Origin of the sequence: Promicromonospora panici, from assembly GCF_900608595.1 — a bacterium.
Taxonomy (GTDB): Bacteria; Actinomycetota; Actinomycetes; order Actinomycetales; family Cellulomonadaceae; genus Promicromonospora; species Promicromonospora panici.
Genome location: NZ_UWYY01000004.1, coordinates 73,416 through 98,066, shown reverse-complemented (window position 1 = coordinate 98,066; position 24,651 = coordinate 73,416). Strand labels below are relative to the sequence as shown.

The following is a 24,651-nucleotide window of genomic DNA, read 5'->3' as shown; positions in this document are numbered from 1 at the left end:
ACTGTGTTGGGATGGTGCCATGGAGAGAGTGGCCGCCCGGACGGCTCCCGTCGAGCTCGCGGGCCTGAAGGGGCTCACCCCGCTGTCGGCGACGACGGGCGGCGCGGACTCCCAGGAGATCTACAACGTCCTGCGGGCTAGATGGGGCGTCGTGGCACCCGTCGACATGGAGCCTGGAGTGCCGGCGTGGCTGGTGATGGGCCACGCCGAGATCTGCGACATCGCCCGGGACGAGGCGCAGTTCTCCCGGGATCCCCGCAACTGGCGCTGGCACTACGACGGGCTGCTGTCGGAGCGCTCGGCCATGCTCGGGATCTCGCCGCGGGAGCCGCGCAGCTCCTCGTACCACAGCGACGGCGAGAAGCGCCGCCGGCTGCGCGAGCCCCTGGACGACGGGCTGGCCGCGCTGTCCGAGAAGACCGTGGTGGCCCAGGTCGAGGAGGTCAGCATGCGGCTGATCGACGAGCTCGGGCCCAGCGGCGAGGCGGACCTGGTGCGGGACTGGTCGAAGAAGGTCGGCTTCCTCGCCGTCACGGCGCTGTTCGGGTTCGACCAGAGGACCGCCGACCAGATGATGGTCGACTCGGCGCACATCATGGACCACACGGGCCAGGCCGCCGAGGCGCGCGACCGGATGGGGCGCAACCTGATGGCGCACGTGCGGAACCGGCGGGCCACGGGCGGGGCCGACCTGACCTCGACGTTCGTGCGGCACAAGAGCTTCCACGACGACCGTGAGGTGGCCGACACCATGTCGCTGCCGCTCATCGCGGCGAGCGAGTTCCTCACCGCGTGGATCGCGCTGACCCTGCGGCTCCTGCTCACGGACAAGCGGTTCGCTGCGCGCTGGACCGGCGGCCGGATCGCGCTCGACGACGCGCTGGACGAGGTCCTCTGGCGTGAGGCGCCCGTCGCGAACCCGCCGCTGCCGCGGTACGCCATGCAGGACGTCGAGCTGGACGGGAAGCTGGTCCGCGAGGGCGACGCCCTGATCATGGCCGTGGCCGCGGCGAACCAGGACCCCCGGGTGCACACCGGCGACACGTGGGACGAGGTCGGCAACCGGGCACATCTCGCCTGGGGCGTAGGGCCGCACCGCTGCCCGGCATCGCGGCAGGCGCGGATCATCGCGCGCGTGGCCATCAACCGGCTGCTGACCGAGCTGGACCTGGAGCTCGCGGTCGAGGACCACTACCTGGCGTGGGTCCCGTCGCCCTGGGTGCGGCACCCGCAGGCGCTCCCGGTTCGCTACGAGCGGGCGCGGTCGTCGGGTACGGAGGTGTACTGACGCAGCCGTGACCGGGTACGAAGCTGCGACGATCACGCCCGCGACGATCACGCCCGCAACGGAGCCTGGTCCGCCGGCGCGTCCCAGTCGATCCGGTAGTCGGTCACCCAGTCGCGGGTGGTCCGGGCGGCGGCCCTGCCCACGAGCGGCAGGATCAGCCGGTCGCGCACGAGCCGGGTGAACGGGTTCGGGATCTTCTGGTTCGACGTGCGCTTCGCCTGGGCGATCAGCTTCTCCACCCGCCCGCGGCGCGACGCCTCGAACGCCGCGAACGCGGTGGCGGGACCGTCGTGGTCGCGCAGGAACCGCGCGAGCAGCACGCCGTCCTCGATCGCCAGGGAGGCGCCCTGGCCCGACGTCGGAGAGATGGCGTGCGCGGCGTCGCCGATCAGCCCGATCGGGCCGCGGTGCCACACCGGCACGGTCGGCAGGTCCAGCGTGTTCCACGGCGGGACGATGTCCGGCGTGGCGGCGATCAGGTCCAGCGCGGGACCGTCGTCGTCCGCGAAGAGGCGCGTCAGCTCGGCGCGCCAGCGGTCCGGGGTCCAGGCTGCGAGCTCGTCGCTCGTCGCCGCACGGGCGCGCGGCACGTTCGCGAACCACCAGACGTCGCCCGGCCCGCGGTTCGCATAGGCGAAGAAGGCGCGCTTGCCGAAGGTCATGGTGAACAGACCCTGCGGCGTGTCCACCGAGACGCCGGAGGCGTAGCCGCCCGTGTTCAGCAGGCCGGTGTAGCGCGGCGGCGGGCAGCTCGGGTCCAGGATCTCCCGAACGCGGGAGTGCAGGCCGTCAGCCCCGATGAGCAGGTCGCCCTGGGCGGTGCTGCCGTCCGCGAACGAGGCGACCACTCCGCCGTCGGGCAGCGTGGTGGTGTTGACGAAGCGCTTGCCGTACTCGATGGGGATGCCGCGGCGCACCGCCTCGTCGCGGAGCCGGACGTAGAGGTCCGAGCGGCGGACGGTCTGGCTGACCGTGCCGGCGTCGTCGTCGCGGCTCATGGCGAGGCGGGTCAGGACGCGGCCCGACGCGCCGCGCAGCTCCAGCGCGGGCGTGTCGAAGCCGCCGAGCTCGCGATGGTCGATGCCCAGCACGCGGAGTGCGGCCAGGCCGTTCGCGGCGAGGGTGAGGTAGGCGCCGACGCCGTCCGCGGTGCGGTCGTACGCCTCGTGGACGGTCGCGTCGATGCCTGCCTTCTGCAGGGCCATGGCGGTCACGGGTCCGGTGATGCCCGCTCCGATGATGATTGCTCTCATGGGGCCACCATAAAATGGGTAACCATAAGATGGCAAGGCTCTTCGAGCTGACGACCCGCTTAGGCTGGGCGCCGTGACCCAGGACTCCAGGCCGCGCTCGCCGCTCGCGATGGTGCTGCTGGCGCTGCTCGCCGAGGAGCCGATGCACGCCTACCGCATGCAGCGGCTGATCAAGATGCGGCGCAAGGACGACGTCGTCAACGTGGCGCGCAGCAACAGCGTCTACCAGACGATCGAGCGGCTGCTCCGCGACGGTCTCATCGAGGTCCACGAGAAGCTGGCGGCCGACACCGGGCCCGCCCGGATCGTCTACGCCCTGACCGCCGACGGCCGCGAGGCCCTGCGCCGCTGGATGGACGCCGCCCTGGCCACACCGGCGCGTGAGTTCCCCGAGTTCCGGGCGGTGCTGGCGGTGCTCGCGATCACCGGGCCGGACCTCGTGCGGGACCGGCTCGCGGAGCGTGCGACGGCACTCGAGGCCGTGCTGGAACAGGCGGAGCGCGAGGCGGCGTCCGCGGCGGAGTGGGGCCTGGCCCGGGTGCTCCTGCTCGAGCACGAGCACCTCGTGGCGACCACGCGCGCCGAGCTGGAGTGGGTGCGCGGGGTGGTCGCGGACCTGCGTTCGGGTGCGCTGACCTGGGACACCGACGAGATGCTGGCGTCCCGCCCGCCCGAACCCCGCTGAGTGCTGGATCCTCGCCCGTTCGGCCGCGGCAACAGGGCGAGGATCCAGCACTCGACGAAGGGCGCTGGGCGGATCGTCGGGCGTAGCATCCGAAGGTGTTCTTCCGAACGGTCGCCACATCCGCCGCAATCCTTGTCGCGCTCGCCGTCACCGGCGCTGTCGCGGGCCCGGCCTGGGAGCCGGCGCCCGTCACCGCTCACCTGCGTCCCGCCACGGACTCGACGGCGATCGGCGGCGCCCTGGCCGACTCCGGCGCGCCCGGTGACTACGAGGTGCGCGAGTCCCCGGTGACGATCCCGCTGGCCGACGGGATCGAGGTGGGCGGGCTGCTCCGCGAGCCGATCGAGCCCGGCAGTCCCGGCGGGCGTTCCGGCGGCGAGCCCGCCGAGGACCGGCCCGGCATCGTGTTCGTGCACGGCGCCGGCACCGGCAAGGCCGTCGACGCGTTCACGCTGGCCGCGACCGCGCTGGCGAGTGCGGGGATCACCACGCTCGTGCCCGACAAGCGGCTGGACAACTACTCCACGCGGCACCGCGACTACGAGGCCATGGCGCTCGACTACGCCCACTCGGTGGCGTACCTGCGCGACGTCCCCGGCGTCGACCCGGACGAGGTGGGGCTGTACGCGGAGTCGGAGGGCGCGTGGGTGTCACCGGTCATGATGGTGGAGGACCCCCGGCTCGCCTTCCAGATCCTGGTCTCCGCCCCGGTGGTGCCGCCCCGGCAGCAGGCCGCGTACGCCGTCGACAACTACTTGCGCAACACCGACGTGCCGGCGGGCGTCTTCCGCGCGATCCCGCGCGCGGTGGGCATGAAGCTGCCCGGCGGCGGCTTCGAGTACGCGGACTTCGACGTCCGGCCGTGGCTCAAGGAGCAGGACGACCCGATCCTTGCCGTCTACGGGACGAAGGACGCCTCGATGCCGCTCGAACAGGGCACGCGGCAGCTCCTGGAGGACGCCGACGACGTCACCGTGCGCATCTACGACGACGCGAACCACGGCATCAACGTCGAGACACCCGACGGCCTGGTGCTGCACCCGGACTTCGCGGCCGACGTCGCCGACTGGGTGCTCGGGTTGCCCCGGACCGCGTCGGCCCCGCCGCAGGTCGCGGGCGCCCAGCCCGAGCAGCTCTACCTCGCGGCCCCCGTGCCGCAGCCCCACTGGTACGGCGACGGCGACTGGCTGGTCGGGGTGGTCGTCACCGCCGGCGGGCTGGTCGTCGTCGGGCCGCTGCTCCTGGGCGGGGTGGCGCTCGCGGGCCGCCTCGCCCGACGTCGTTCCGGTCGCCAGGGCGTGCGCCTCGCCCCGGGCCTGCGCGCACCGTTGGCCGGGCTCGGCGTGGGCGCGGCGGCGACCACGGTCGGCCTCGTGGCCTACCTCGCGGTCGTCGCGCGGCTCGCGATGGACTATCAGAAGGACGCGCTGGTGGTGCAGGGCGGCTGGATCGGCGTGCGGCTGCTCGGCATCGTCGCCGTCGTGGCCGCGGCGCTGCTGCTCAACAGGCTCCGGGACCTGCGAGGGCACGTGGTGCTCACCCCGGGCGCGGAGCTCGCTCCGCAGGCCGGTACCGGTTCGCGGGCGACGGCGTCCCGGCCGATCGCCGTCGTCGTCTCGACGGGCTTCTGGCTCACCGTCCTCGGCGCGACGGCGCTGCTGGTGACCCTGGCCTACTGGGGCGCCTACCAGCTAGGCATCTGACCCCGCCGAGGTAGAACTGTGGCGAGGTAGAACTCTGGCGAGGTAGGGCCAGGGCGAGACGGAACCAGCTCAGGTCCTACCTCGCCAGAGTTCTACCTCGGCGTGAGGAGGGCAGGGGTGCGGGGGATGCGGTTACCCGGCTTCGGCAGGGCGGTGGGGTCGGGGACCGCGTCCGGGAGGCGCAGGTGGCGGATCTGGTCCACGTGCGTGGTCGTCGCCAGCGCCGCGCTGTGGCCGGCCGGCGCGGGCACGTGGGTCAGGTACGGCCGGGGATGGGGGAGCCGGACCGACGGGTCGCTCGTGAGCAGGGTCGGGCGCGGCCCGGTCACGTCGAGGTCCCGCAGCGGGATCGTCAGCCCGTGCCCGGTCAGCGTGGTCGTCGCCTCCTTGCGCGTCCAGTACGCGAGGAGGGCGTCGGCCCGGTCGGGGGCGGGGACCCGCCGCCAGGCGCGCCGCTCGGCCGGCGAGAGGGCGGCGGCCGCCAGGTCGTCCAGGTCGTGGTCGGCGGGACGGGCATCGAGGTCCGCGCCGACCCGGCCATCGCCCACCACGGCCACCATCAGCCACGCGCGCGTGTGCGACACCGAGTAGTCCAGGACCGCCCCCGGGACGTGCGGACGCCCGTGCTGCGGGTCGCCGCAGCGGTCGCACGACCGGTCCACGACGACGTCCTCAGGCGCCATCCCGAGGTAGCGCGACAGGATCAGCCGCTGGGCGGCCCGCGACGTCAGGTGGACCTCGGTGGCCGTATCGTCGAGGCCCACGAGGTGCTCCCGATCCGGTACGGTCAGCAGGCGTGTCCAGGCTTCGCGGCGTCGGACCGGAACGAGCCAGACGTCGCAGGTGCGGGGTGCCGGTGCGGCAGTTGAGTCCACTGCTTTCTCCTGTGACCTCGACGAGCTGTCGGCTGGCGCCGACAGTGGTGTTCTACCCACGCCGAATGTGATGGACGTGCGCAGAAATGCAGGTGTGACCGGACTCGCCGTCGTTCAGCCTGACAGGTTCTGTTCCGAGCGGGTACAAACGTCGGGGACCCTGCGCCGCCAACCACACTTCCCCAGTCTCGACCAGCGGCGTTATCGAGGAGTGAACGGATGATGGACCAGCACGCTTCCGAGCGTGACGAGAGAACTTCGGGCGACGGCGCGCAGGACGCGAACGGCGCGCCGACCGAGAATCTCGACCACGCGTACGTCGCCACGATCGCGGCCGAGCACGCCGACGGAGCCGCGGCCGAGCGCGCGGACGGAGCCGCGCCCGAGAGCGCCGAAGACGCCAGTCCGTTCGCCAACATCGCCGTGGCGGACTACGTGCGGGACGCCATCGCCGCCATCGCGCTGCTCGTGTCGCTCGCGCTGCCGTGGAACGTCGCCGACCGTTCCGCGGACCGGGTGGAGGTCGTCCTTGCCGTCGCCCTGTCCCTCGCCTCCCTGTCCCTGCCGTACCTCGCGCGCTGGGCGGTGCTACCCGCCACCTGGACCGTGCACTCGACGCGCCGCGCACGCCTGCTCGCCGGGCTCCCGCTGGCCGTGATCGGCCTGCTGCACCTCATCTTCGACCTGCGCAGCGGCGCGGGCGTCGGCACCGGCCTGGGCCTCGCGCTCGCCGGCGCGGCGCTCGCGGCCACCCCGCGGGACAGCGAGATCGGCCCCATCGAGCACGACGGCGCGGTGGTGCGCGCCTGGCGGCTCGGCATCGCCGGCGTCGGCGTGCTGATCGGGGTGGGCGCCGTCCTCTCCACTGCTTTCGCGGAGTTCGCCGACGGCGCGACGCTGGGCGAACGCCTGCTTTCGCCCGTATGGCTCGTCCTCGTGCTGGGTCTGGCGTGGCTCCTGGTGGGTGGCACCGTGCGGCACGACCGGCCCTCGCGGCTGGTGCTGGTCGCCGCCGGGATCGTGCTCGCGCTGCTCTTCATCTTCACGTCCGGCGACTCGCTGACCGGCCTGGAGTCCATGCGCCCCGGCGTGACCGACCCCAGCCGGTTCGGCCTGGTGCTGCTCCCGCTCGCCGCGGCGATCGCCGGTGCGCCCGCCGTGCGCCGCGACCCCGAGGCCGAGGACGACGAGAGCACCGAGCGTGCGGCAGGCGTCTGGGTCCGGGTGGCGATGCGGGCGTTCGACGTCATCGTGCTGCTCGCGGTGTGCAGCGCGCTCGCCGCCCTGGTGCAGCTCATCGACCCCGGCTTCGGGGCCGGCGCCGGTGTGACGCTCGTCGTGCGGCTGGTGCTCGGCGTCATCGTGGCCGGCATAGCCTGGTTCGCCCGGCGCTCCCTGCAGCGCGACCCCGGCACGGGACACGTGCCCGCCGTCGGCGCGGCGGTCATCGCCGGCGTGCTCGGCCTCGTCGTCGTCATCGCGACGTCGGGGGCGAGCCTCGGCGTGAACCTCGGTGACCTGCTCATGGCCCTCGGCCTGCCCATCGTCGCGGCGTCCGCGCTGATGGTGCCCAAGGCAGTGCGCGAGCACTTCCAGACGGCGGGGATCGGCGGGGACGCCGACGTCGACCGCAGCCAGGCCTACGTGTGGGCCCCGCCGCGGCCCAAGGGTGACAAGGTGGCGCCGGCGGCGCTCCCGGAGGAGCCCGTGCGGCCCGCCCCCGAGCTGCGTCGCCCTGCGGAGCCTCGCCGGGTCAGCTCGACGGGCGCCGTGCGCACCGTCGCGGGTGCGGCAGCCGCCCAGCGCGGTGTGGTCCCCGTGCAGTCCGCCGCCGAGCCGGCGTCGGGCGAGGTCCCGCTCAGCTCGATGCGCACCGTCGAGGACATGCCGGCGGCGGGCGCGCCCGCCGGCCCCTCGATGGGCGAGACGGCGAAGATGCCCCCGGTGCGCTCCGGTGCGACGCCCGTGGCGTCCGCACAGCCGGGTGCGCACGTCCAGCGTGTGGCCTCCGGGCAGCAGACGGCGCGCATCCGGCCGGCGACCGGCGGCCAGTCGGCCGTGCAGGCCTCGTCGGCCGGGCCCGACGCCGTCGACGAGGGCCAGGAGCAGGTGACCCGGCCGGTCGCCGTCGGACAGGGGCAGACACAAGGGCAGGGCGCCGCGGCGTCGGACTACGGCTCCGAGTCCGGGCACACCGCCGTGCTGCCGCCCGTGGGCGGCAGGTGGACCGCCGCTGTGGCGCTCGACCCGGCCACCCCGCTGGCGGACCTGGCGAAGATCGTGCAGGAGGCGCCCCACCTGCGGCCGCAGGTCGCCGCCAACCCGTCGACCTACCCGGCGCTGCTGGACTGGCTGGGAGCGCTGGGCGACCCGCAGGTCGACGCGGCGCTGCGCAGCCGCCGCTGACCCCCGACGTGTCAGACGCATGGGTCACTTGATGACCTGTGCGTCTGACACGTCCGGATCGTGGGCGTGGCTGGTGGTTCGGGTCACGTTCGGGGGTACAGTGACCGCGTGCGTATCACGGTGAGCCTTCTCCTTCGCTGCCGCGACGAGGCCTAGACAGGTCGGTCCCTCGTCGCGGAGGCTTGGTGTGCCGGCCAACCTCACCGAGCGAAGGACACATGATGGAGAACAGCATCACCGCCACCACCCCCGGCGGAGTTCACGAGACAGCCGTGTACGGCGCAGCAGGCGGGATCATCGAAGACAACCCGCAGCAGACGTCGGGCATGCCGACCCAGAAGTACCGGCCGTTCCACGAGCAGATCCACCTCGAGCTGCCCGACCGGACCTGGCCCGCCAAGCGCATCGAGAAGGCGCCCCGCTGGTGCGCCGTCGACCTGCGGGACGGCAACCAGGCCCTCATCGAGCCGATGGACCCGGAGCGCAAGCTCCGCATGTTCGAGCTGCTGGTCTCGATGGGCTACAAGGAGATCGAGGTCGGCTTCCCGTCGGCGAGCCAGACGGACTACGACTTCGTCCGCAAGCTCATCGAGGAGAACCGGATCCCCGACGACGTGGTCATCCAGGTGCTCACGCAGGCCCGTGCGCACCTGATCGAGCGCACCTACGAGGCGATCACGGGCGCCAAGCAGGCGATCGTGCACCTGTACAACTCGACGTCGGTGCTGCAGCGCGAGGTCGTTTTCCGCACCGACCAGGACGGCATCGTCGACATCGCGCTCGACGGCGCCAAGCTGTGCCGCAAGCTCGAGGAGACCGTCCCGGACACGCGGATCTACTACGAGTACTCCCCGGAGTCGTACACGGGCACCGAGCTCGAGTTCGCGGTGCGCATCTGCAACGAGGTCATCGAGGTCTTCGAGCCGACGCCGGAGCGCAAGGTCATCATCAACCTGCCCGCGACCGTCGAGATGGCCACGCCCAACGTGTACGCCGACTCGATCGAGTGGATGAGCCGGCACCTGGCCCACCGCGAGAACGTCATCCTGTCGCTGCACCCGCACAACGACCGGGGCACCGCCGTCGCGGCGGCCGAGCTGGGCTACCTGGCCGGCGCCGACCGCATCGAGGGCTGCCTGTTCGGCAACGGCGAGCGCACCGGCAACGTCGACCTGGTGACCCTGGGCATGAACCTGTTCTCGCAGGGGATCGACCCACAGATCGACTTCCATGACATCGACGGCATCCGCCGGACGGTCGAGCACTGCAACCAGATGGGTGTGCACGAGCGGCACCCCTACGTGGGTGACCTGGTGTTCACGGCGTTCTCCGGCTCGCACCAGGACGCCATCAAGAAGGGCTTCGAGCACATGGCGGGGCGCGCGGAAGCGGCCGGCGTCGGCGTCGACGACCTGGACTGGGGCGTGCCGTACCTGCCGATCGACCCGCGCGACGTCGGGCGCTCGTACGAGGCCGTCATCCGGGTGAACTCGCAGTCCGGCAAGGGGGGCGTGGCCTACCTGCTCAAGAGCGAGCACAAGCTGGACCTGCCCCGCCGACTGCAGATCGAGTTCTCCCACGCCGTGCAGAAGGTGACCGACGCCCAGGGGACCGAGGTGACCGGCGCGGACATCTGGCGGATCTTCACCGACGAGTACCTGCCCGTCGAGGAGGGCGCGGATCCCGGCCTGGAGCACTGGGGCCGGCTCACGCTGCGCGGCACGCGTGCCGTGTCGGCGGAGGGCGAGCAGGACACCCTCGAGGTGGACGTGCTGGACCGCGGGCAGGAGCTGACCCTGACCGGCACCGGCAACGGGCCCATCGACGCGTTCGTCAACGCGATCGCGCAGGTGGGCGTCGACGTACGGGTGCTGGACTACACCGAGCACGCCCTGTCCGAGGGTGGCGACGCCAGCGCCGCGGCGTACGTCGAGTGTGCGGTGGGCGACGAGGTCCTGTGGGGCGTCGGCATCGACCCGTCCATCACCCTGTCGTCCCTGAAGGCGATCGTCTCGGCGGTCAACCGAGCGGAACGCACGGCCAGCTGACCCGCAAGAGCGCCGAGGTAGAACCCTGGCGAGGTAGAACCGCAGCGGTTCTACCTCGCCCTGGTTCTACCTCGCCAGGGTTCTACCTCGGCGGGGTCAGTCGATCCTCGTGTACGTCGCCTCGTACTCGCGGGCGCCCTGCTCCGTGTAGGTCGTGTCGTCGCAGGTGTACTCCACCGCCGGGACGCCGCCGCTGGGCTGGTACTCGGCGCTCTCCCCGGCGAGTGCCTTGACGACCGAGACGTCGCTGAAGTCCACGCCCGTGGCCGTGAGGGTGCTCCCGCTGGTCCGCACCGGGTACGTGGCCGTACCGGTCCAGGTCTCCGTGTACTCGCCGGCCGAGGTCTCGGCGCGCAGCGGCTCGGCGTCGTCGTAGTTCACGAGCTGGGTGCCGTCGGCCTGGAACTCCGTCACGCGTCCCTCGAAGCCCGAGGCCTCGACGGTCTGTCCGCCGAGGTCCGCCTGCTGGGTCAGCTCCTCGAGCCGCCACCTGCCCACCAGGCACTCGTCGATGGCCGCCGGCGACGCCTCCGCCGATGCGGAGGCCGACCCCGATCCCGTGGGATCGGCCCCAGGGCTGCCGGAGGGCACGCCCAGCATGACGGCGGTGGTGACGCCGCCGACGACGAGCAGCCCCGCGGCCGCCGCGATCCACGTGAGCGGCCGGGACAGCCAGCGCCGGGCGGGCGGTGCCTCGGGTTCCGGCGCGGGCTCCGTCGGAGAGGGCTGCACCGGAACCTTCAGCACGGTGGCGTCGTCGTCGCTGTCCCGCAGCGTGGTCGCGTCGTCGTCCAGGGGAGCATCGGGTACCGCCGGCCCCGGGACGATCTTCGTGGTCGCGGTCCGGTGGTCAGCCGCGACCCCGTTCAGGAAGTCGATCACCTCCTGCAGGCCCGGTCGCGCGTCGGGATCCTTCGACAGGCAGGCCTGTACGAGGGGGAGGAGCCACGCGGGGCAGGTGCTGAGGTCGGGAGCCTCGTGGACCACCCGGTAGTACACGACGGTGGTGTCGCCCTCGCCGAACGCGCGCTGCCCGGTCGCCGCGTAGAGCGCGACGGCGCCCAGCGCCCAGACGTCGGCGGCGGGTGTCGCCAGGCTCCCGCGGATCTGCTCGGGGGCCATGAAGGACGGCGTGCCGACCTTCAGGCCGGTACGGGTCAACGCCGTCGAGTCGGATGCCTGGGCGATGCCGAAGTCGATGACGAACGGGCCGTCCTGGCCGAGCAAAATGTTGGACGGCTTGAGGTCGCGGTGCACGATGCCGACCGCGTGCACGGCCCGCAGGGCCTCCGCCACGCCGGCCAGCATGGTGCGCACGTCGGGCTCGGGCAGCGGGCCCTGAGCCTGCACGACGGCGGTGAGCGACGGGCCCTCCACGTACTCGATGGCCAGCCACGGCTGCTCGGCATCCGGATCGGCATCGATCAGGGTGGCGAGGAACCGGCCGCGGACCTTCATGGCCGCGGCCGCCTCTCTGCGGAAGCGGGTGCGGAAGTCCGGGTCCTGGACGAACTCTTTCAGGATGGCCTTGAGGGCCAGCTTCCGGCCGGTACGGGTTTCTGCGAGGTAGACGACTCCCATGCCACCGGCGCCGATACGGCCGAGAAGCGGATAACCACCGAGCTCCTGCGGGTCGTTCGGTTCGAGCGGGTGGATCTGCGGGGCTGCCCCTGAGCCTGGCACGATCATGGAGGAAAGATACCCTATATCCTTGAATTCACCCGACATATCCGCCAAAGTGAATTCGTCTGCTCCAGACGCCAGATTACCCAGTGATACCAGATACAGGGGGACACATGAAGAGGAAGTTTGTCAGCCGTGCGCTGCCGACCGCGATCGTCGCGGGCGGTCTGCTCGTCGCGGGCGCGATGTCCGCGTCGGCGGCCGACGAGAGCACGTCGAACGTCGGCCAGTCGACGGGCGGGCTCGGTGGTCTCCTCACGGGCACGGTCGACGCGGTCGTCGGTGAGGACGGTGCTGTCAACAGCACGCTGAACCAGGTGACCGACACCGTCGATCAGGTGACCAAGAAGGACGGCGCCGTCGACGACACCGTGAAGGGTGTGACCGGAGTCGTCGACTCGGTGGCGGGCGAGAACGGCGCCGTCGACGACGTGGTGACGGGTGTGACGGGCGGCGCGTCGGACGCGTCGACCGAGGTCGTCGCCACGAAGGCGGCCCCGACCGCGGCCAACGACGGCGGTCCTGTTGAGGACGTCCTGGGCGGCGTCACCGGCGCGGTCAACTCCGTGGCCGGCGAGAACGGTGCCGTGGACGACGTCCTGGGCGCCGACGGGCCCGAGCAGGGCGTGACCGACAACGTGGCCTCCGAGATCATCAACGACGTCGGTTCGATCGGTGAGGACCTCGGCGGCGGCGACGTGCCCGGCGTGATCGGCGGGGTCGGCGGCGAGGACGGCGTCGTGGACGACCTCCTCGAGAGCCCCTCGTACGCCAACAACCCGGGCGGAGAAGACCCGGGTGACGGCGGCCCTGGTGACGGCGGCTCCGGCGACGGGGGCTCCGGCGACGGTGGCTGGGACGACGGTTCCGACGACGGCAGCATCGTGCCGATCGGCGGCGGTTCGGACGCAGGTACCGGGGTCAACCCCGTCGCGCCGATCGGCGCCGACGGCGAGGCGCAGGCGCCGGGTGCGCTCGCGGAGACCGGTAGCCAGCTCGGCGGAGCCGTTGGCGCCGGGCTCATCCTCACGGCCGCGGGCGCGGCGATGATCCGCGCTCGCCGCCGGATGCTCGAGGTTCAGGGCTGACTGACCCGAGCCCGAGCTCGCGCAAGCACATGTCGGACGCTCAGGTCACTTCGGTGACCTGAGCGTCCGACATGTGGGGCCGTCGGTCAGGCCTCCACCGGGACCGGGTAGACCTCGGTAGTCGGGTGGCCGGAGCGCTCGTGGATGCGCTTGACCGCCTCCGCGCTGGGCGCCTCCGAGACGCACCAGACCATCCCGGAGTCGGGGTCGCCCCACGCCTTCTGGAAGTCGACACCTTCGTCGGCTTGGATGTCGAGGTCCGCCTGGTGTGCGGCTCTCAGGGCCTCGGGAGTGATGCCGTGCATCCCGTGGTGCACGTCCATGAACTTCGGCATGATCGCAACCCTTCCGGCTCTGGCCGGCGCCGCCGTTGGCAACCGGCTACTTCTGTTGTACACCGATCGGGTCGACAGCGTTCGCTGGCGGCCGGTTTCCCGGTCCGCCGGAATCTGCCGCCGGGTTAGCCTCCTGGCATGGACTGGCTGGTCACCATCATCTTCCACCCCGACCGGCTGGTCGCCGACGGGAGCGAGACCCTGATCGAGCGCCTCGCGCACGACCGCGTCTGGCGCTCTCAGTTCGAGACCGGCACGAGCAACGGTGGTCTCACCGCGCACCAGGGCGGGGACCGGTGGCGCTGGGAGCGGCGCATGTTCGACGGCCGGTACGACGCCGCCCCGCCGCACGAGCGCCCGCGCTACGGGGCGCTGAACCACCGGCGCCGCGCCGTGGGCGGCGCGATCCGCTTCGGGTCCGCCCACCTGCGGCTCCGGCCGCACGTGCTGGGCCGCACGACGTTCTGCTATCCGGACTCCTCGGTCGAGCCCGAGCACCTCGCTGCGAGCGATCCCGCACCCCTGGTCGCACTGGCCGACGCCGACACGGCGGCCGGCGCGCACGACCTCCTCGACGACTACGTCGAGGCCCAGGTCCACGGCCCGATCGCCCTGCCCGACGACGTCGACGCGATCGCCCTGGACCCCTGCTACCGCGGTACTCCCGTGGCGGACGCCGCCCGTGCGCTCGGCGTCGGCGTCGAGTGGCACCACGGGCTCCGGCTGCACGTGGATCAGCTGGCGACGCGCCCCGGGTTCCGCGGACCGGAGATCGTGGACGTGGCCCGGACGGTCGCCGTCGGGCACACGAAGGACGGGTGGCTGGACGCCCGGGTGATCGGCGAGGCCGTTCGGGCGGGGGAACAGCATCCGCAGGACCTGAAGAAGGTCTGGCACCACGTGGCCCGCTGGGGCTGCACCTCGTGACCTGCTCGCGGGCCGGTCAGGTGGTCAGCGCGCGGTAGTGGTCGGCCAGCGCCGGGTAGTAGTCGCCGAAGTCGAGCGCGTCGGGATCGGCGCCCGTCTCGGCGGCGACGAGCCGGTCGAGGTAGTACTCCCAGCCCGGCCCCACGTTCTCGGCCATGGCGGGATCGTCCATGGACTGGGCGAACGTGAGCGTGGTGACGCCGTCCGCCTCGGCCAGGTCGAGCTCCAGGTGCCAGGTCGCCGGCGTGTCCTCGTCGTACGCCATGTGTGACGTGAGTTCTAGGCGCGTCGGGGCGTCGCACGTGTTGATCTCGTACTCCTCCGGCTCCACGTTCTCGCCCTCGTAGAGCATGTGGACCTGCACCTTCCCGGTCGCCGGGTCGCCGGTCCAGCGGCCGATCCAGCGGGCCAGGCGGTCGGGCTCGGTGACCGCTGCCCACACGTCCTCGATCGGCGCGCGGAACGTGCGGGTCAGGACCACATAGGTGCTTCCGGCCCGCTGCTCCTTGCGGCCGGTGGGGGTGGTGCCGGTGCTCATGCTGTCTCCTCGTCGTCCATGTGCTGCGGCTGCTGCGACCGCTCGGCGGCCTGTCGGTCCCGGCCCGTACGGCGTATCTCGAGCTCCAGCCCGTCGAACGCCCGGTCGCTGACCGGCGGGGCCGGCGCAAGCTCGGCGAGGAGCGCGGACACGGGCACCAGCCCGGCTCGGTCGAGCCGGTAGTGCCGCTCCCGGCCGACGTCGTCGGCCACCACGAGCCCGGCCGCCCCGAGGGCGCGGAGGTGCTTGCTGATGGCGGGGCGGCTGATCGGGTGGGCGGACGCCAGGTCGACCACGCGGGCCGGGCCCGCCGCGAGCCGCCGGAGCAGGTCGCGGCGGACCGGGTCGGCGAGCGCGGCGAAGACGTCCATGGACTATTGGTAACCCTAAGGTTACCAATCTGTCAAGGCGGGCGCGGCGTCCGGCGTCCTGCGTGAGCCCTGCCCCGGCCCGCTACCGGGGCGTGCGGGCCGGACGACGAGCACGCCCGCCAGGCTGACGACGAACCCCACCACCGTGAGCAGCGGCAGCCGCTCCCCGAACATGGCCCAGGCCCACGCCGCCGACACCGCCGGGGTCAGGTAGAGCCACGTGCTCACGGCTACCGGTCCGCGCGTGCGCTGCACGTACAGGTACATGCCGTAACCGCCCAGGAACGCCAGGCCCACCAGCCAGGCGACCGCCAGCCAGAACGTCGGGTCGGCGGGTGGCACGGCCTGACCGCTCGCGAGCGCCACCACGAGGAAGAATCCGAGCGCGACCACGCTCTGCACGGCCAGGGAGTCGAGGACGTCGTGCTCCTCGGGCGCGGGCCACAGGTCGCCCAGCACGGCGGCGGCCGAGAGCGACAGCATGCCGCCGAGCGCCCAGAGCGCTCCCTCCACGCCGGCCCCGGCGACGGCGTCGGGGCCGACAGCGAGCGCGACTCCCGCGAAGCCGATCGCCAGGCCGGCCGCCTGGCGGCGTCCGCCCCGCCGGCCGAAGCGCGACAGGACGACGGCGACCAGGGCGGGCTGCAGCGAGGCGAGCAGGGCCGCGTTGCCCGCCGGGAGTCCTTCCTCGACGGCGCGGAAGACGCCGTAGAGGTAGCCCGCCTGGCCGAGCGCGCCGAGGATCGCCTCGCGGCGCAGGTAGCGCGGCCCGTACCGGCGGCCGAGCACCAGGACTGCGACGACCATGAGCGGGGCAGCGGCGACGTAGCGCCACAGGAGGGTGGTCGTGGCGGGCGCGACCGGTGCGGCGAAGGTGGCGCCCACGAAGCCGGAGCTCCACATCACCACGAGCAGGGCTGGGGCGAGGTGTCGGAGGAGGCTCGTTCGCATGGTCGCCAGGTAACCATACAGGTCGGTATACTCGCAGTGCACCCGACGAACGGAGGCATCTCATGCCGCGACGCGGCCCCAACCCGCACACGCCGGCGGGCGAGAAGATCCTGGTCACGGCCGGCGAGCTGTTCTACGAGCGCGGCATCCGCGGCGTCGGCGTCGACCTGATCGCCGAGGAGGCGGGCGTCACCAAGAAGACGCTCTACGACCGGTTCGGCTCCAAGGACGCGCTGGTCGCCGCCTACCTGACGCGACGGCACGAGCGCTGGGCGACGTGGTTCACCGAGCGTCTCGCGGCGCGGGACTCCGCGGGTCTCGAGCCGGGCGCCGGCCAGGTGCTGGCGGCGCTGGAGATCGCCGAGGAGTGGGCCGACGCCAACATGCGCGGCTGCGCGTTCGTGAACGCCCACGGCGAGATCGGCGGGACGGCGCACCCCGGCAATGCGGTGATCCTGGCCGACAAGCAGTACATGCTCGGCACGTTCACCGGACTGCTGCGCGATGCGGGCCATCCCGACGCGGAGCGGCTCGGCGCGCAGGTCCACCTGCTCTACGAGGGGGCGCTGGTCGCGCACACGACCCGGGCCCAGCCGGACGCGTTCGCCACGGCGCGTGCGGCGGCACGGGCTCTGCTCGCGCCGTCCGGCTAGGGCTTCCGGTCGCGGCCGGCCTGGCGTTATTTTGTTAACGGTACCGGTCCGTTAATAAAAGGAGCAGACGACACGACAGACGACGGCATCACCGACGTGCTCGTGGTCGGAGCGGGTCCCGCGGGCCTGGGCTCGGTGGATCGTCGGATGCGACGGGACGGGCAGCGCCGTCCGCGACGCCGCCGGCATCAGCGCCCCCGGCGTCCGCCTGAGCGAGCGGTTCCTCCTCGCCGACGTGTACCTGGACTGGGACGTGGACCGGGTCGGGACCTCGGGCTGGGTCCACCCGGCCGGGATGCTCGGCGCCATGCCGATGCCCGACGCCGACGGTCGCGGCGACCTGTGGCGGCGCGGGCGGATCTTCAACCAGCCGTGGCTGCAGCGCTGGGCCACGTTCACCGCCTCCCAGCTCGGGGTGAGCTACCGGTCGGGGCCGCTGGGGGTCGGGCGGGCCGAGCGTATGGCTGCCCGGCTGGGCCGCCGGATCTGCGTGGGCGACCGCGTCCCGAACCTCGATTGCGTCCGCGCGGACGGCAGCCCGGCCCGCTTGCACGCCGAGCTGGGCGGGGAGTGGGCGCTGCTCGTGCCGGCGTCGGGTGATGCGGCCGGGCCCGTGGCCAGATGGGGCAACCAGGCCGCGGCACGCCGGGACGGCGTCGAGCCGGCGCGGCTCACCCGTACCGACGGCGTCCCGGAGGCGTGGCTCGTGCGCCCGGACGGGCACTTGGCCTGGCGCGGAACGGACCCGGCGGCGGCCGCGCCCTGGCTCGCCGGGGTCCTGCAGAGCGGGCGTGCCCGGTGACCGCCGTCGAACCGACCCGGGGGCGTGGCCGGCCGCGCGACCCGCGCACCGACCAGGCGATCCTGGCGGCGGCGCTCGAGCTGTTCACCGAGCACGGCCACGCCGGGACCAGCATCGAGCAGATCGCGCGGCGGGCCGGCGTCGGCAAGCTCACCGTGTACCGGCGCTGGGGAAGCAAGGACGAGCTGATCGCGGCCGCCGTCGAGTCCGCCCGCGGCGAGATCCCGAACCCGGGCGCGGACGACCTCGACGGCCTGTCGTACGCGGAGGTCTCCCGGGCGCTCGCCGACGCCCTGCCCGCAGCCGCACGGACGCTCGCCGAACCGGGCTACCGGGCGATGCTCGCCCAGCTCTTCGGCTCCAGCGTCACGCATCCGGGCCTGATGGCGGCCTTCTGGGAGAACCACATCCTGCCTCTGCGGCGCACCATGCACACGGTGCTGTCCCGGGCGGTCGATGAGGGCGTGCTGCCCGCCGACACGGACGTCGAGGCCCTGATCGACATGACGGTCGGGGCGATCATGTACCGGCTGCTGCGCCCCGAGCCGCCCGGCGCCGACGAGCTGCTCGCCTACCTGCGCACCGTCTACGGGCAGGCCGGGATGGTCCCGCGGCAGTGAGCGACGCCGGGGGCGGGCGCCGTCGCATGTGTACCCTCGGCCCGTGCACCAGCAGACCATCCTCCAGCCCGGCAGCGACGTCCCCGACGGGGCGGCCTATCTGCCCACCACCGTCGAGACCGCGTACTGGGGGCGGCTGCCCTGCGCGGCGGACAGTGCGGTGCTGGCGGTCGACCCGGGGCAGGAGGTGCTGGTCGACACCCTGTCCCACGAGGGCATCCTCGAGGACCAGGGGGGCGACCCGCTCGCGTACTTCGCGGAGCGCGGCGTCGCACAGGACGCCGTCCTGGCCGACGCCGTCGAGCTGGCCACCTCCCGCCGCTCCCGCCTGGGTGAGCGCCTACCGGGCCTGCCCGGCGTGCCGGGCGCGCACGGCGGACACGTGGTGACCGGGCCGATCGAGGTCCGCGGCGCTCAGCCGGGCGACCTCCTCGCGATCAGAGTGCTGTCGACGGAGCCCCGGGTCCCGTACGGGGTGATCTCCAACCGGCACGGCCGCGGCGCCCTGCCGCACGAGTACCCCGCGCGCGGCGCGGACGCCGTGAGCGTGTTCGCCGAGGTCGACTCGTGGGCCGACGGCGCGGGGCGTGGGAGCCTGCCGCTGTTCGAGGGCTCGGACCGGACCGTGAGCTTCGACCTGCACCCGTTCCTCGGCATCATGGGGGTCGCCGCCGCGGGCGACGAGCGCCCGCACTCTGTGCCGCCCGGGTCGTTCGGCGGCAACATCGACATCAACCTCCTGGTCGCCGGGGCCACGCTCTACCTGCCCGTGCAGGTCGCCGGGGCGCTCGCCTACGTCGGTGACCCGCACTTCGCGCAGGGCGACGGCGAGGTGGCGCTCACCGCTTTCGAGGCATCCCTGCGGGCGCGGCTGCGCTTCGACCTGATCCCGGCGTCCGACGCCGTGGCGGAGTTCGGGAGACTGGCCGGGCCGCTCGCCGAGACCGCCGAGTTTCTGGTCCCGACCGGGCTCGACGTCGACCTCGACGTCGCCGTGCAGAACTGCGTGCGGGCCGCCATCGCGCTGCTGGAGGCCCGCCACGGGATGTCGCCGGCGTATGCCTACGCATACCTGTCGGCGGCGACGGACTTCGACATCTCCCAGGTGGTGGACGTGGTCAAGGGCGTGCACGCGCGGATCCGCAAGGCGGACTTCGCGGGGAGGTGAGTGTGAGCCCGGGGAAGGCCGGCGGCCCTGGCAGCATGGGCGCATGACCTTTGATCCCAGCGTGTGGCGCGTCCGGCCCGAGCCCGGCCCGCTGACGGCCCCGACCGGCTCCGGCGTGCTCGACGGCGAGACCGTGGCCGTCAAGGACCTGTTCGCCGTTGCCGGGCAGCGGATCGGCGCCGGGAACCCGGCCTGGCTCGCTGCCGCGCCCGTCGAGGAGGCGCACGCCGACGCCGTCGGCCGGCTGCTGGACACCGGGGCCGCGCTCGTGGGGATCGCGCAGACCGAGGAGTTCGCGTACTCGCTGACCGGCGCGAACGCCCACTACGGCACGCCGCCCAACCCGCGCGCGCCGGGCCGGATCAGCGGCGGGTCGACGTCGGGCCCGGCGACGGCTGTCGCGGCCGGCGAGGCGAGCGTCGCGCTCGGGACCGACACCGGCGGCTCGGTGCGCGTGCCCGCCGCCTACCAAGGGCTGTGGGGCATCCGCCCCACGCACGGCGTCGTGCCGGACGGTGGGCTGCTGCCGCTCGCGCCCTCGTTCGACACGGTCGGGTGGCTCGCCCGGGACGCCGCCACGCTGGCCCGGGTGGGAGAGGTGCTGCTGCCAGGCGATACGACGGCGCTCCCGGACCCGGCCCCGTTCGTGCTGAGCGACGCCCTGCTCGCCCTGGCCACGCCGGAGGTGCGCGACGCCGTCGGGCAGCTCGCGCGGGATGCCGGGGCCGAACCGGCGGACTGGGCGCCTCAGCCTGCCTGGCTCGCGGCGTTCCAGGTGCTCCAGGCCGCCGAGGCGTGGGAGGTGCACGGGGACTGGCTCGCCGACCGGATGGACACGCTCGGGCCGGCGGTGCGCGGGCGGTTCGAGCGGGCGCGCTCCGTCGGCGCGGTGGAGGCCCAGGACGCGCAGGCCGCCGTCCGCCGGGCGCGGAACGAGATCCGGGAGCGGCTGGGGGAGCGGGTGCTGGTCCTGCCGTCGACGGCGACCGTCGCGCCCCTTCCCGACGAGGCGGAGGCCGCCCGCGAGGCCACGATGCTGCTGACCTGCATCGCCGGGATCGGCGGGCTGCCCGCGGTTTCGGTGCCGGTCGGGACGGCGTCCGGGCTCCCGGCGGGGGCGTGCCTCGTGGGGCCGGCCGGGTCGGACCGGGCGCTGCTGGGGCTGGCGGGCCGAATCGGGGCCTGAACAGCGTGCGAGTGGCCCCGAACAGCGTGACTGTGGAAACACAGTACGGATGGACGGGAGAAGGATCATGGCGCACTCCACAGCTCCTCGCAGCGCCCACGGCGCCCATCAATGGCTCGCCCTCATCGTCGGTGTGGTCTTCCTGCTGGTCGGTGCCGCCGGCTTCATCGTCACCGGGTTCAGCGGGTTCATGGAGCACGACGAGAGTCGGACGCTCCTGGGCTTCGCCGTCAACCCGCTGCACAACGTCGTGCACCTCGTGATCGGGATCCTGGGTGTCAGTCTCTGGGTCACGTCCGCCACTGCGCGCACCTTCGGCTGGCTCCTCCTGCTCGGCTACGGCGCGGCGTTCGTCTACGGGCTGTACGCGGTCGAGAACCCGGAGATCAACTACCTGAACATCAACGACGCCGACAACTGGCTGCACCTCGGCAGCGCGGTGCTCGGTCTGCTGATCGCGGTATGGCCCGCCCGCAAGCGAGTCCTGGAGCAGCCCGGCACGTCGGAGACGATGCCGCACGACGTCCGGTAGGGGCGGGGTAACCCCGGACGGGCGCCGTCCTGGGTGCCCGCCCAGGTGCCAGCCGCGCCTGTAACCTGCGCGGACGACCCGCATCGCCGTCCTCTCCGACGTCCATGGCAACGCACCGGCGCGCGCGGCGGTCCTCGCCGCGATCGACGCCGAGGGGGTCGGCCTCGTCCTGAACCTGGGCGACATCGTCTCCGGTGCGGTCGACCCGCGCGCCACCCCGGACCTGCTCGCCACGCGGCCCGACATCGTGACCGCCCAGGAGCCCAGCGGTCTCTACGGAAGTTTTTACCCATCTGAAACGCGTGTCTCACCGCACAGGACAGATTGAAACTAGGTTTGTCCCCGTGGACCTCGCGACCTTCAACGCCCTGCCCGCCGCGGACGCCGCTGCGACCGTCCGCCCGTGCGCCGATATCGGCGCGTGGGTCGACGACGTCGTGGCCGGCCGGCCGTACCGCTGCCGCGACTCCCTGCTGCTGCATGCGATGCGCGCCGCCGCGGACTGGACGGCGTCCGACGTCGACGCCGCGCTCGCGCATCACCCGCGGATCGGCGAGCGCGCGCCGGGGGACAGCACCGAGGCGCGCCTGTCCCGCACCGAGCAGCCCACGGCCGCCGAGGAGACGGCCGCCCGGATCGCCGAGGGTAACGTCGCGTACGAGACGAAGTTCGGCCGGATCTTCCTGGTGCGTGCCGCCGGCCGCACGGCTGATGAAATCCTCGCGAACCTGACCGAGCGCCTCGCCAACGACCCCGCCACGGAGGCTCTCGTGACCGCCGAGCAGCTGCGCCAGATCGCGCTCCTGCGACTGGAGGCGCTCATCGAGGAGCCGGCCGCCGCACCCGCCGAGGCGACGTCGTGAGCACCGCCTCGACGCACGTGCTCGACGCCGCCCGCGGCCTGCCGGCCGCCGGTCTGGCGGTCACGCTAGGCGACCGGCAGGCGCAGACCGACGCCGACGGCCGCATCTCCTGGGGTGAGGTCACGCCCGGCCGGCACGTCCTGACCTTCGCCGTCGGAGACTGGTTCGGGGCGCAGGACCGGGAGACGTTCTTCGGGCAGGTGGTGCTCGACGTCGTGCTCGGGCCCGACCACACGCACGTCGCCCTGCTGCTGAGCCCGTTCGCCTACACGACCTACCGGGGGAGCTGAATGTCGATAGTCCTGGGACCCAACCAGTACGGCAAGGCCGAGGTGCGGCTGCTGCGCGTCGACCGTGACACCGCACGGCACCGCATCACCGACCTGAACGTCACCTCGCAGCTCCGCGGCGACTTCCGTGCCACGCACGAGACCGGGGACAACACCGGCGTCATCGCCACCGACACGCAGAAGAACACGATGAACGCGTTCGCTCGGGACGGTGTCGGCTCGCCGGAGACGTTCCTGCTGCGGCTCGCGCGGCACTTCCTCGCCGAGCCGCAGGTCACGGGTGGTCGCTGGCTCGCCGAGCAGTACGGCTGGGAGCGCATTGCGACCGGCGCGGGCTCGGGGCCCGAGGGAGGCCATGACCACGCGTTCGTCCGCGGCGCAGCCGAGCGGCGGACGGCGCTCGTGCACGCCGACGACTCGGGCCGGACCGTGCTGGCGGGGCTGCGCGACGTGACGGTGCTCAAGTCCACGGGGTCGGAGTTCTCCGGATTCCCGCGCGACCGGTACACGACGCTCCCCGAGGTCGACGACCGCATCCTCGCCACCGACGTCACCGCCTGGTGGCGTTACGCGCCGTCGTTCGCCGGGACCGCGGGCCCCGCCGAGTACGACGAGCGGTTCGCGGCGGTCCGCTCGATCCTGCTGGCGACCTTCGCCGAGCTGCACTCCCTGGCCCTGCAGCAGACCGTCTTCGCGATGGGCAAGGCGGTGCTGGAGGCGTTCGACGACATCGCCGAGATCCGGCTGTCCTGCCCCAACAACCACCACTTCCTCGTCGACCTGGAGCCGTTCGGCCTCGACAACCCCGGCGAGGTGTTCTTCGCCGCGGACCGGCCCTACGGGCTCATCGAGGCGGCGGTCCAGCGCTCGGAGGACGGCGTCGAGCACCCCGTCTGGGCGACGATCGGGGGGTTCGTATGATCTCGGACGACGACGTCATCCTCGGCGGGACACCGGGAGACCCGACGCCGACCCTGGTCCTCGCGTCCGAGCGCGTACTGATCGAGGGCGAGCTGCAGCCCGCTGTCCTGAGCGTCCAGGACGGCAGGATCCACCAGGTTTGGTGGGGCTCCGCTGACCCGGCCAGAGCCGGCGTCGTCGGCGAGACCGTCGAGCTCGGCGACAAGGTGGTGCTGCCCGGCGTCGTCGACACGCACGTGCATGTCAACGAGCCCGGCCGCACCGACTGGGAGGGGTTCGCCTCGGCGACTCGCGCGGCGGCGCTCGGCGGGATCACCACGATCGTCGACATGCCGCTCAACTCGCTGCCGCCCACCACGACGGTCGCGGCCCTGGAGGCCAAGCGCGCAGCGGCCGAGGCCGTCCGCGCCCGGGGCGAGCTGCACTGCGACGTCGGCTTCTGGGGTGGTGCAGTGCCCGGCAACGCCGACGACCTCGAACCCCTCTGGGACGCGGGCGTGTTCGGCTTCAAGTGCTTCCTCGCCGACTCGGGAGTGCCCGAGTTCCCGCCGCTCGGCCCGGCCGAGCTCCTGGACGCCATGGACCCGATCGCGCGGTTCGGCGGCCTGCTCATCGTCCATGCCGAGGACCCGGCGGCGCTGGCAGCGGCCCCGCATGAGAGCGGCCGCGCCTACGCGGACTTCCTGCTCTCCCGCCCGGACGAGGCCGAGACGGCGGCGATCGCCGGGCTCCTGGACGCCGTCCGCGAGACCGGGACGCGCACCCACGTGCTGCACCTGTCCTCGGCGCGGGCGCTCGACCTGATCGCCGAAGCCAAGGAGGAAGGCCTGCCGGTCACGGCCGAGACCTGCCACCACTATCTCGTGTTCGACGCCGAGCACATCCCCGACGGCGACGCCGCGTTCAAGTGCTGCCCGCCCATCCGGGACCGCGGCAACCAGGACGCGCTGTGGGACGGCCTGCGCGCCGGGATCCTCGACTGCGTGGTCAGCGACCACTCGCCGGCGACGGCCGAGGAGAAGTACCGGGGCGCGGCCGCGGGCGAGGCCCACCTGCAGCAGGCCTGGGGCGGCATCTCCGGCCTCCAGGCGGGATTCCTCGCCCTGGCCGACGCCGCCCGACGCCGGGGCGTGCCCCTCGCCGACGTGTCCCGCTGGACCTCCGCGAACACCGCTGCGCTCGTCGGCCTGGACCGCGGCCGGCGTCCGAAGGGCGTGATCGCCGAGGGTGCCGCCGCCGACCTGATCGTCTATGACCCCGACGCGACGACCAGTTTCCGCGCGTCGGAGATGGCGCACAAGAACAAGATCAGCGCCTACGACGGCCTGACCGTCACCGGCGCCGTTGAGTGCGGGGTCTTCGCCCCGTCAGAGGGTCCGGACAGGGTGAAGATCCCGCACTCAACGATGTCAGGGGCGCTTTTGAGGAGAGACGCGTGACTCAGATACATCCGCCCGCCCGGCTG

General features: G+C 72.9%; 25 protein-coding genes. 18 read left to right on the top strand and 7 right to left on the bottom strand.

The window, feature by feature from the left end:
* Positions 1-19 precede the first annotated feature (19 nt).
* Positions 20-1,288, top strand: a complete 1,269-nt coding sequence (locus tag EW117_RS05625; RefSeq protein WP_129784558.1) for a cytochrome P450 family protein — start codon at positions 20-22, stop codon at positions 1,286-1,288.
* A 47-nt stretch (positions 1,289-1,335) separates the two neighbouring features.
* Here the strand turns inward: EW117_RS05625 and EW117_RS05620 are convergent, their stop codons facing one another.
* Positions 1,336-2,541, bottom strand: coding sequence for an FAD-dependent oxidoreductase (locus tag EW117_RS05620; protein WP_129784556.1), 1,206 nt, complete (start codon positions 2,539-2,541; stop codon positions 1,336-1,338).
* A gap of 73 nt (positions 2,542-2,614) precedes the next feature.
* Here EW117_RS05620 and EW117_RS05615 point away from each other — a divergent pair, with 73 nt between their 5' ends.
* Both EW117_RS05615 and EW117_RS05610 read left to right on the top strand, forming a co-directional pair.
* Positions 2,615-3,226 carry a PadR family transcriptional regulator gene (locus EW117_RS05615; RefSeq protein ID WP_207211764.1) on the top strand — a complete coding sequence of 204 codons (612 nt, stop codon included), beginning with the start codon at positions 2,615-2,617 and terminating at the stop codon, positions 3,224-3,226.
* Positions 3,227-3,321: 95 nt separating this feature from the next.
* Positions 3,322-4,929 (top strand): alpha/beta hydrolase family protein, encoded by a 1,608-nt coding sequence (locus tag EW117_RS05610; protein WP_129784554.1) that lies wholly within the window; start codon positions 3,322-3,324, stop codon positions 4,927-4,929.
* A gap of 92 nt (positions 4,930-5,021) precedes the next feature.
* Here the strand turns inward: EW117_RS05610 and EW117_RS05605 are convergent, their stop codons facing one another.
* A complete protein-coding gene (locus EW117_RS05605) occupies positions 5,022-5,804 on the bottom strand; it encodes a 4'-phosphopantetheinyl transferase family protein (protein ID WP_129784552.1) in 783 nt (260 codons plus the stop codon).
* Positions 5,805-6,023: 219 nt separating this feature from the next.
* On the opposite strand from EW117_RS05605, the gene EW117_RS05600 reads away from it, so the two are divergent.
* Complete coding sequence (locus tag EW117_RS05600; protein ID WP_129784550.1) at positions 6,024-8,210, top strand: DUF7937 domain-containing protein; 2,187 nt, start codon at positions 6,024-6,026, stop codon at positions 8,208-8,210.
* A gap of 218 nt (positions 8,211-8,428) precedes the next feature.
* The gene (leuA, locus tag EW117_RS05595) at positions 8,429-10,258 is read left to right on the top strand and encodes a 2-isopropylmalate synthase (RefSeq protein WP_129784548.1); all 1,830 of its coding nucleotides are present in this window, start codon (positions 8,429-8,431) and stop codon (positions 10,256-10,258) included.
* Positions 10,259-10,354: 96 nt separating this feature from the next.
* On the opposite strand, the gene EW117_RS05590 is transcribed toward leuA, so the two are convergent.
* Complete coding sequence (locus tag EW117_RS05590) at positions 10,355-11,947, bottom strand: serine/threonine-protein kinase (protein ID WP_165362503.1); 1,593 nt, start codon at positions 11,945-11,947, stop codon at positions 10,355-10,357.
* Between the two features lie 107 nt (positions 11,948-12,054).
* On the opposite strand from EW117_RS05590, the gene EW117_RS30465 reads away from it, so the two are divergent.
* Positions 12,055-13,029 carry a hypothetical protein gene (locus tag EW117_RS30465; RefSeq protein ID WP_129784544.1) on the top strand — a complete coding sequence of 325 codons (975 nt, stop codon included), beginning with the start codon at positions 12,055-12,057 and terminating at the stop codon, positions 13,027-13,029.
* An 86-nt stretch (positions 13,030-13,115) separates the two neighbouring features.
* Here EW117_RS30465 and EW117_RS05580 read toward each other — a convergent pair whose 3' ends face one another.
* Positions 13,116-13,364 carry an SCO4226 family nickel-binding protein gene (locus tag EW117_RS05580; protein ID WP_129784542.1) on the bottom strand — a complete coding sequence of 83 codons (249 nt, stop codon included), beginning with the start codon at positions 13,362-13,364 and terminating at the stop codon, positions 13,116-13,118.
* A gap of 138 nt (positions 13,365-13,502) precedes the next feature.
* Here EW117_RS05580 and EW117_RS05575 point away from each other — a divergent pair, with 138 nt between their 5' ends.
* The gene (locus EW117_RS05575; protein WP_129784540.1) at positions 13,503-14,291 is read left to right on the top strand and encodes a DUF3626 domain-containing protein; all 789 of its coding nucleotides are present in this window, start codon (positions 13,503-13,505) and stop codon (positions 14,289-14,291) included.
* A gap of 16 nt (positions 14,292-14,307) precedes the next feature.
* Here EW117_RS05575 and EW117_RS05570 read toward each other — a convergent pair whose 3' ends face one another.
* From EW117_RS05570 to EW117_RS05560, 3 genes are read right to left on the bottom strand one after another with little or no spacing between them, the layout of a single operon-like run.
* A complete protein-coding gene (locus EW117_RS05570; RefSeq protein WP_129784538.1) occupies positions 14,308-14,829 on the bottom strand; it encodes an SRPBCC family protein in 522 nt (173 codons plus the stop codon).
* Positions 14,826-15,200, bottom strand: coding sequence for an ArsR/SmtB family transcription factor (locus EW117_RS05565; RefSeq protein ID WP_129784536.1), 375 nt, complete (start codon positions 15,198-15,200; stop codon positions 14,826-14,828). Before EW117_RS05565 ends, EW117_RS05570 begins: the two co-directional genes overlap by 4 nt.
* A 21-nt stretch (positions 15,201-15,221) precedes the next feature.
* Positions 15,222-16,151, bottom strand: coding sequence for a DMT family transporter (locus tag EW117_RS05560; protein ID WP_129784534.1), 930 nt, complete (start codon positions 16,149-16,151; stop codon positions 15,222-15,224).
* Between the two features lie 62 nt (positions 16,152-16,213).
* On the opposite strand from EW117_RS05560, the gene EW117_RS05555 reads away from it, so the two are divergent.
* The 11 genes from EW117_RS05555 to allB all read left to right on the top strand — a co-directional run bounded on the left by EW117_RS05555 (position 16,214) and on the right by allB (position 24,625).
* Positions 16,214-16,804 carry a TetR/AcrR family transcriptional regulator gene (locus EW117_RS05555; RefSeq protein ID WP_129784532.1) on the top strand — a complete coding sequence of 197 codons (591 nt, stop codon included), beginning with the start codon at positions 16,214-16,216 and terminating at the stop codon, positions 16,802-16,804.
* 139 nt (positions 16,805-16,943) lie between these two features.
* Positions 16,944-17,606, top strand: a complete 663-nt coding sequence (locus tag EW117_RS30050) for an aromatic-ring hydroxylase C-terminal domain-containing protein (RefSeq protein ID WP_129784530.1) — start codon at positions 16,944-16,946, stop codon at positions 17,604-17,606.
* The gene (locus EW117_RS05545) at positions 17,603-18,226 is read left to right on the top strand and encodes a TetR/AcrR family transcriptional regulator (protein ID WP_129784528.1); all 624 of its coding nucleotides are present in this window, start codon (positions 17,603-17,605) and stop codon (positions 18,224-18,226) included. The genes EW117_RS30050 and EW117_RS05545 overlap by 4 nt, the downstream gene beginning before the upstream one ends.
* A 43-nt stretch (positions 18,227-18,269) precedes the next feature.
* Positions 18,270-19,394 (top strand): acetamidase/formamidase family protein, encoded by a 1,125-nt coding sequence (locus tag EW117_RS05540; protein ID WP_242504100.1) that lies wholly within the window; start codon positions 18,270-18,272, stop codon positions 19,392-19,394.
* 43 nt (positions 19,395-19,437) lie between these two features.
* Positions 19,438-20,580 (top strand): amidase, encoded by a 1,143-nt coding sequence (locus tag EW117_RS05535; protein WP_129784524.1) that lies wholly within the window; start codon positions 19,438-19,440, stop codon positions 20,578-20,580.
* Between the two features lie 67 nt (positions 20,581-20,647).
* Entirely contained in the window at positions 20,648-21,112 is a 465-nt protein-coding gene (locus EW117_RS05530; protein WP_129784522.1) for a DUF4383 domain-containing protein, read from the top strand.
* A gap of 82 nt (positions 21,113-21,194) precedes the next feature.
* On the top strand, positions 21,195-21,440 hold the full coding sequence (locus EW117_RS05525; RefSeq protein ID WP_129784913.1) for a metallophosphoesterase family protein: 246 nt from the start codon (positions 21,195-21,197) through the stop codon (positions 21,438-21,440).
* Positions 21,441-21,456: 16 nt separating this feature from the next.
* Positions 21,457-21,975 (top strand): 2-oxo-4-hydroxy-4-carboxy-5-ureidoimidazoline decarboxylase, encoded by a 519-nt coding sequence (gene uraD, locus EW117_RS05520; protein WP_129784520.1) that lies wholly within the window; start codon positions 21,457-21,459, stop codon positions 21,973-21,975.
* Positions 21,972-22,265, top strand: coding sequence for a hydroxyisourate hydrolase (locus EW117_RS05515; protein WP_129784518.1), 294 nt, complete (start codon positions 21,972-21,974; stop codon positions 22,263-22,265). The genes uraD and EW117_RS05515 overlap by 4 nt, the downstream gene beginning before the upstream one ends.
* Positions 22,266-23,186, top strand: coding sequence for a factor-independent urate hydroxylase (pucL, locus tag EW117_RS05510; protein ID WP_129784516.1), 921 nt, complete (start codon positions 22,266-22,268; stop codon positions 23,184-23,186). It begins immediately after the preceding gene.
* Complete coding sequence (gene allB, locus EW117_RS05505) at positions 23,183-24,625, top strand: allantoinase AllB (RefSeq protein WP_207211762.1); 1,443 nt, start codon at positions 23,183-23,185, stop codon at positions 24,623-24,625. The genes pucL and allB overlap by 4 nt, the downstream gene beginning before the upstream one ends.
* The last annotated feature ends 26 nt before the right edge of the window (positions 24,626-24,651 follow it).

Coding starts and splice junctions, on each gene's coding strand:
- EW117_RS05625 (WP_129784558.1), top strand. CDS start 20: ATGGAGAGAGTGGCCGCCCGGACGGCTCCCGTCGAGCTCGCGGGCCTG.
- EW117_RS05580 (WP_129784542.1), bottom strand. CDS start 13,364: ATGCCGAAGTTCATGGACGTGCACCACGGGATGCACGGCATCACTCCC.
- EW117_RS05530 (WP_129784522.1), top strand. CDS start 20,648: ATGGCGCACTCCACAGCTCCTCGCAGCGCCCACGGCGCCCATCAATGG.
- EW117_RS05560 (WP_129784534.1), bottom strand. CDS start 16,151: ATGCGAACGAGCCTCCTCCGACACCTCGCCCCAGCCCTGCTCGTGGTG.
- EW117_RS05535 (WP_129784524.1), top strand. CDS start 19,438: ATGACCTTTGATCCCAGCGTGTGGCGCGTCCGGCCCGAGCCCGGCCCG.
- EW117_RS05565 (WP_129784536.1), bottom strand. CDS start 15,200: ATGGACGTCTTCGCCGCGCTCGCCGACCCGGTCCGCCGCGACCTGCTC.
- leuA (WP_129784548.1), top strand. CDS start 8,429: ATGATGGAGAACAGCATCACCGCCACCACCCCCGGCGGAGTTCACGAG.
- EW117_RS05620 (WP_129784556.1), bottom strand. CDS start 2,541: ATGAGAGCAATCATCATCGGAGCGGGCATCACCGGACCCGTGACCGCC.
- EW117_RS05555 (WP_129784532.1), top strand. CDS start 16,214: ATGCCGCGACGCGGCCCCAACCCGCACACGCCGGCGGGCGAGAAGATC.
- EW117_RS05600 (WP_129784550.1), top strand. CDS start 6,024: ATGATGGACCAGCACGCTTCCGAGCGTGACGAGAGAACTTCGGGCGAC.
- allB (WP_207211762.1), top strand. CDS start 23,183: ATGATCTCGGACGACGACGTCATCCTCGGCGGGACACCGGGAGACCCG.
- EW117_RS30465 (WP_129784544.1), top strand. CDS start 12,055: ATGAAGAGGAAGTTTGTCAGCCGTGCGCTGCCGACCGCGATCGTCGCG.
- EW117_RS05575 (WP_129784540.1), top strand. CDS start 13,503: ATGGACTGGCTGGTCACCATCATCTTCCACCCCGACCGGCTGGTCGCC.
- EW117_RS05570 (WP_129784538.1), bottom strand. CDS start 14,829: ATGAGCACCGGCACCACCCCCACCGGCCGCAAGGAGCAGCGGGCCGGA.
- pucL (WP_129784516.1), top strand. CDS start 22,266: ATGTCGATAGTCCTGGGACCCAACCAGTACGGCAAGGCCGAGGTGCGG.
- EW117_RS05590 (WP_165362503.1), bottom strand. CDS start 11,947: ATGATCGTGCCAGGCTCAGGGGCAGCCCCGCAGATCCACCCGCTCGAA.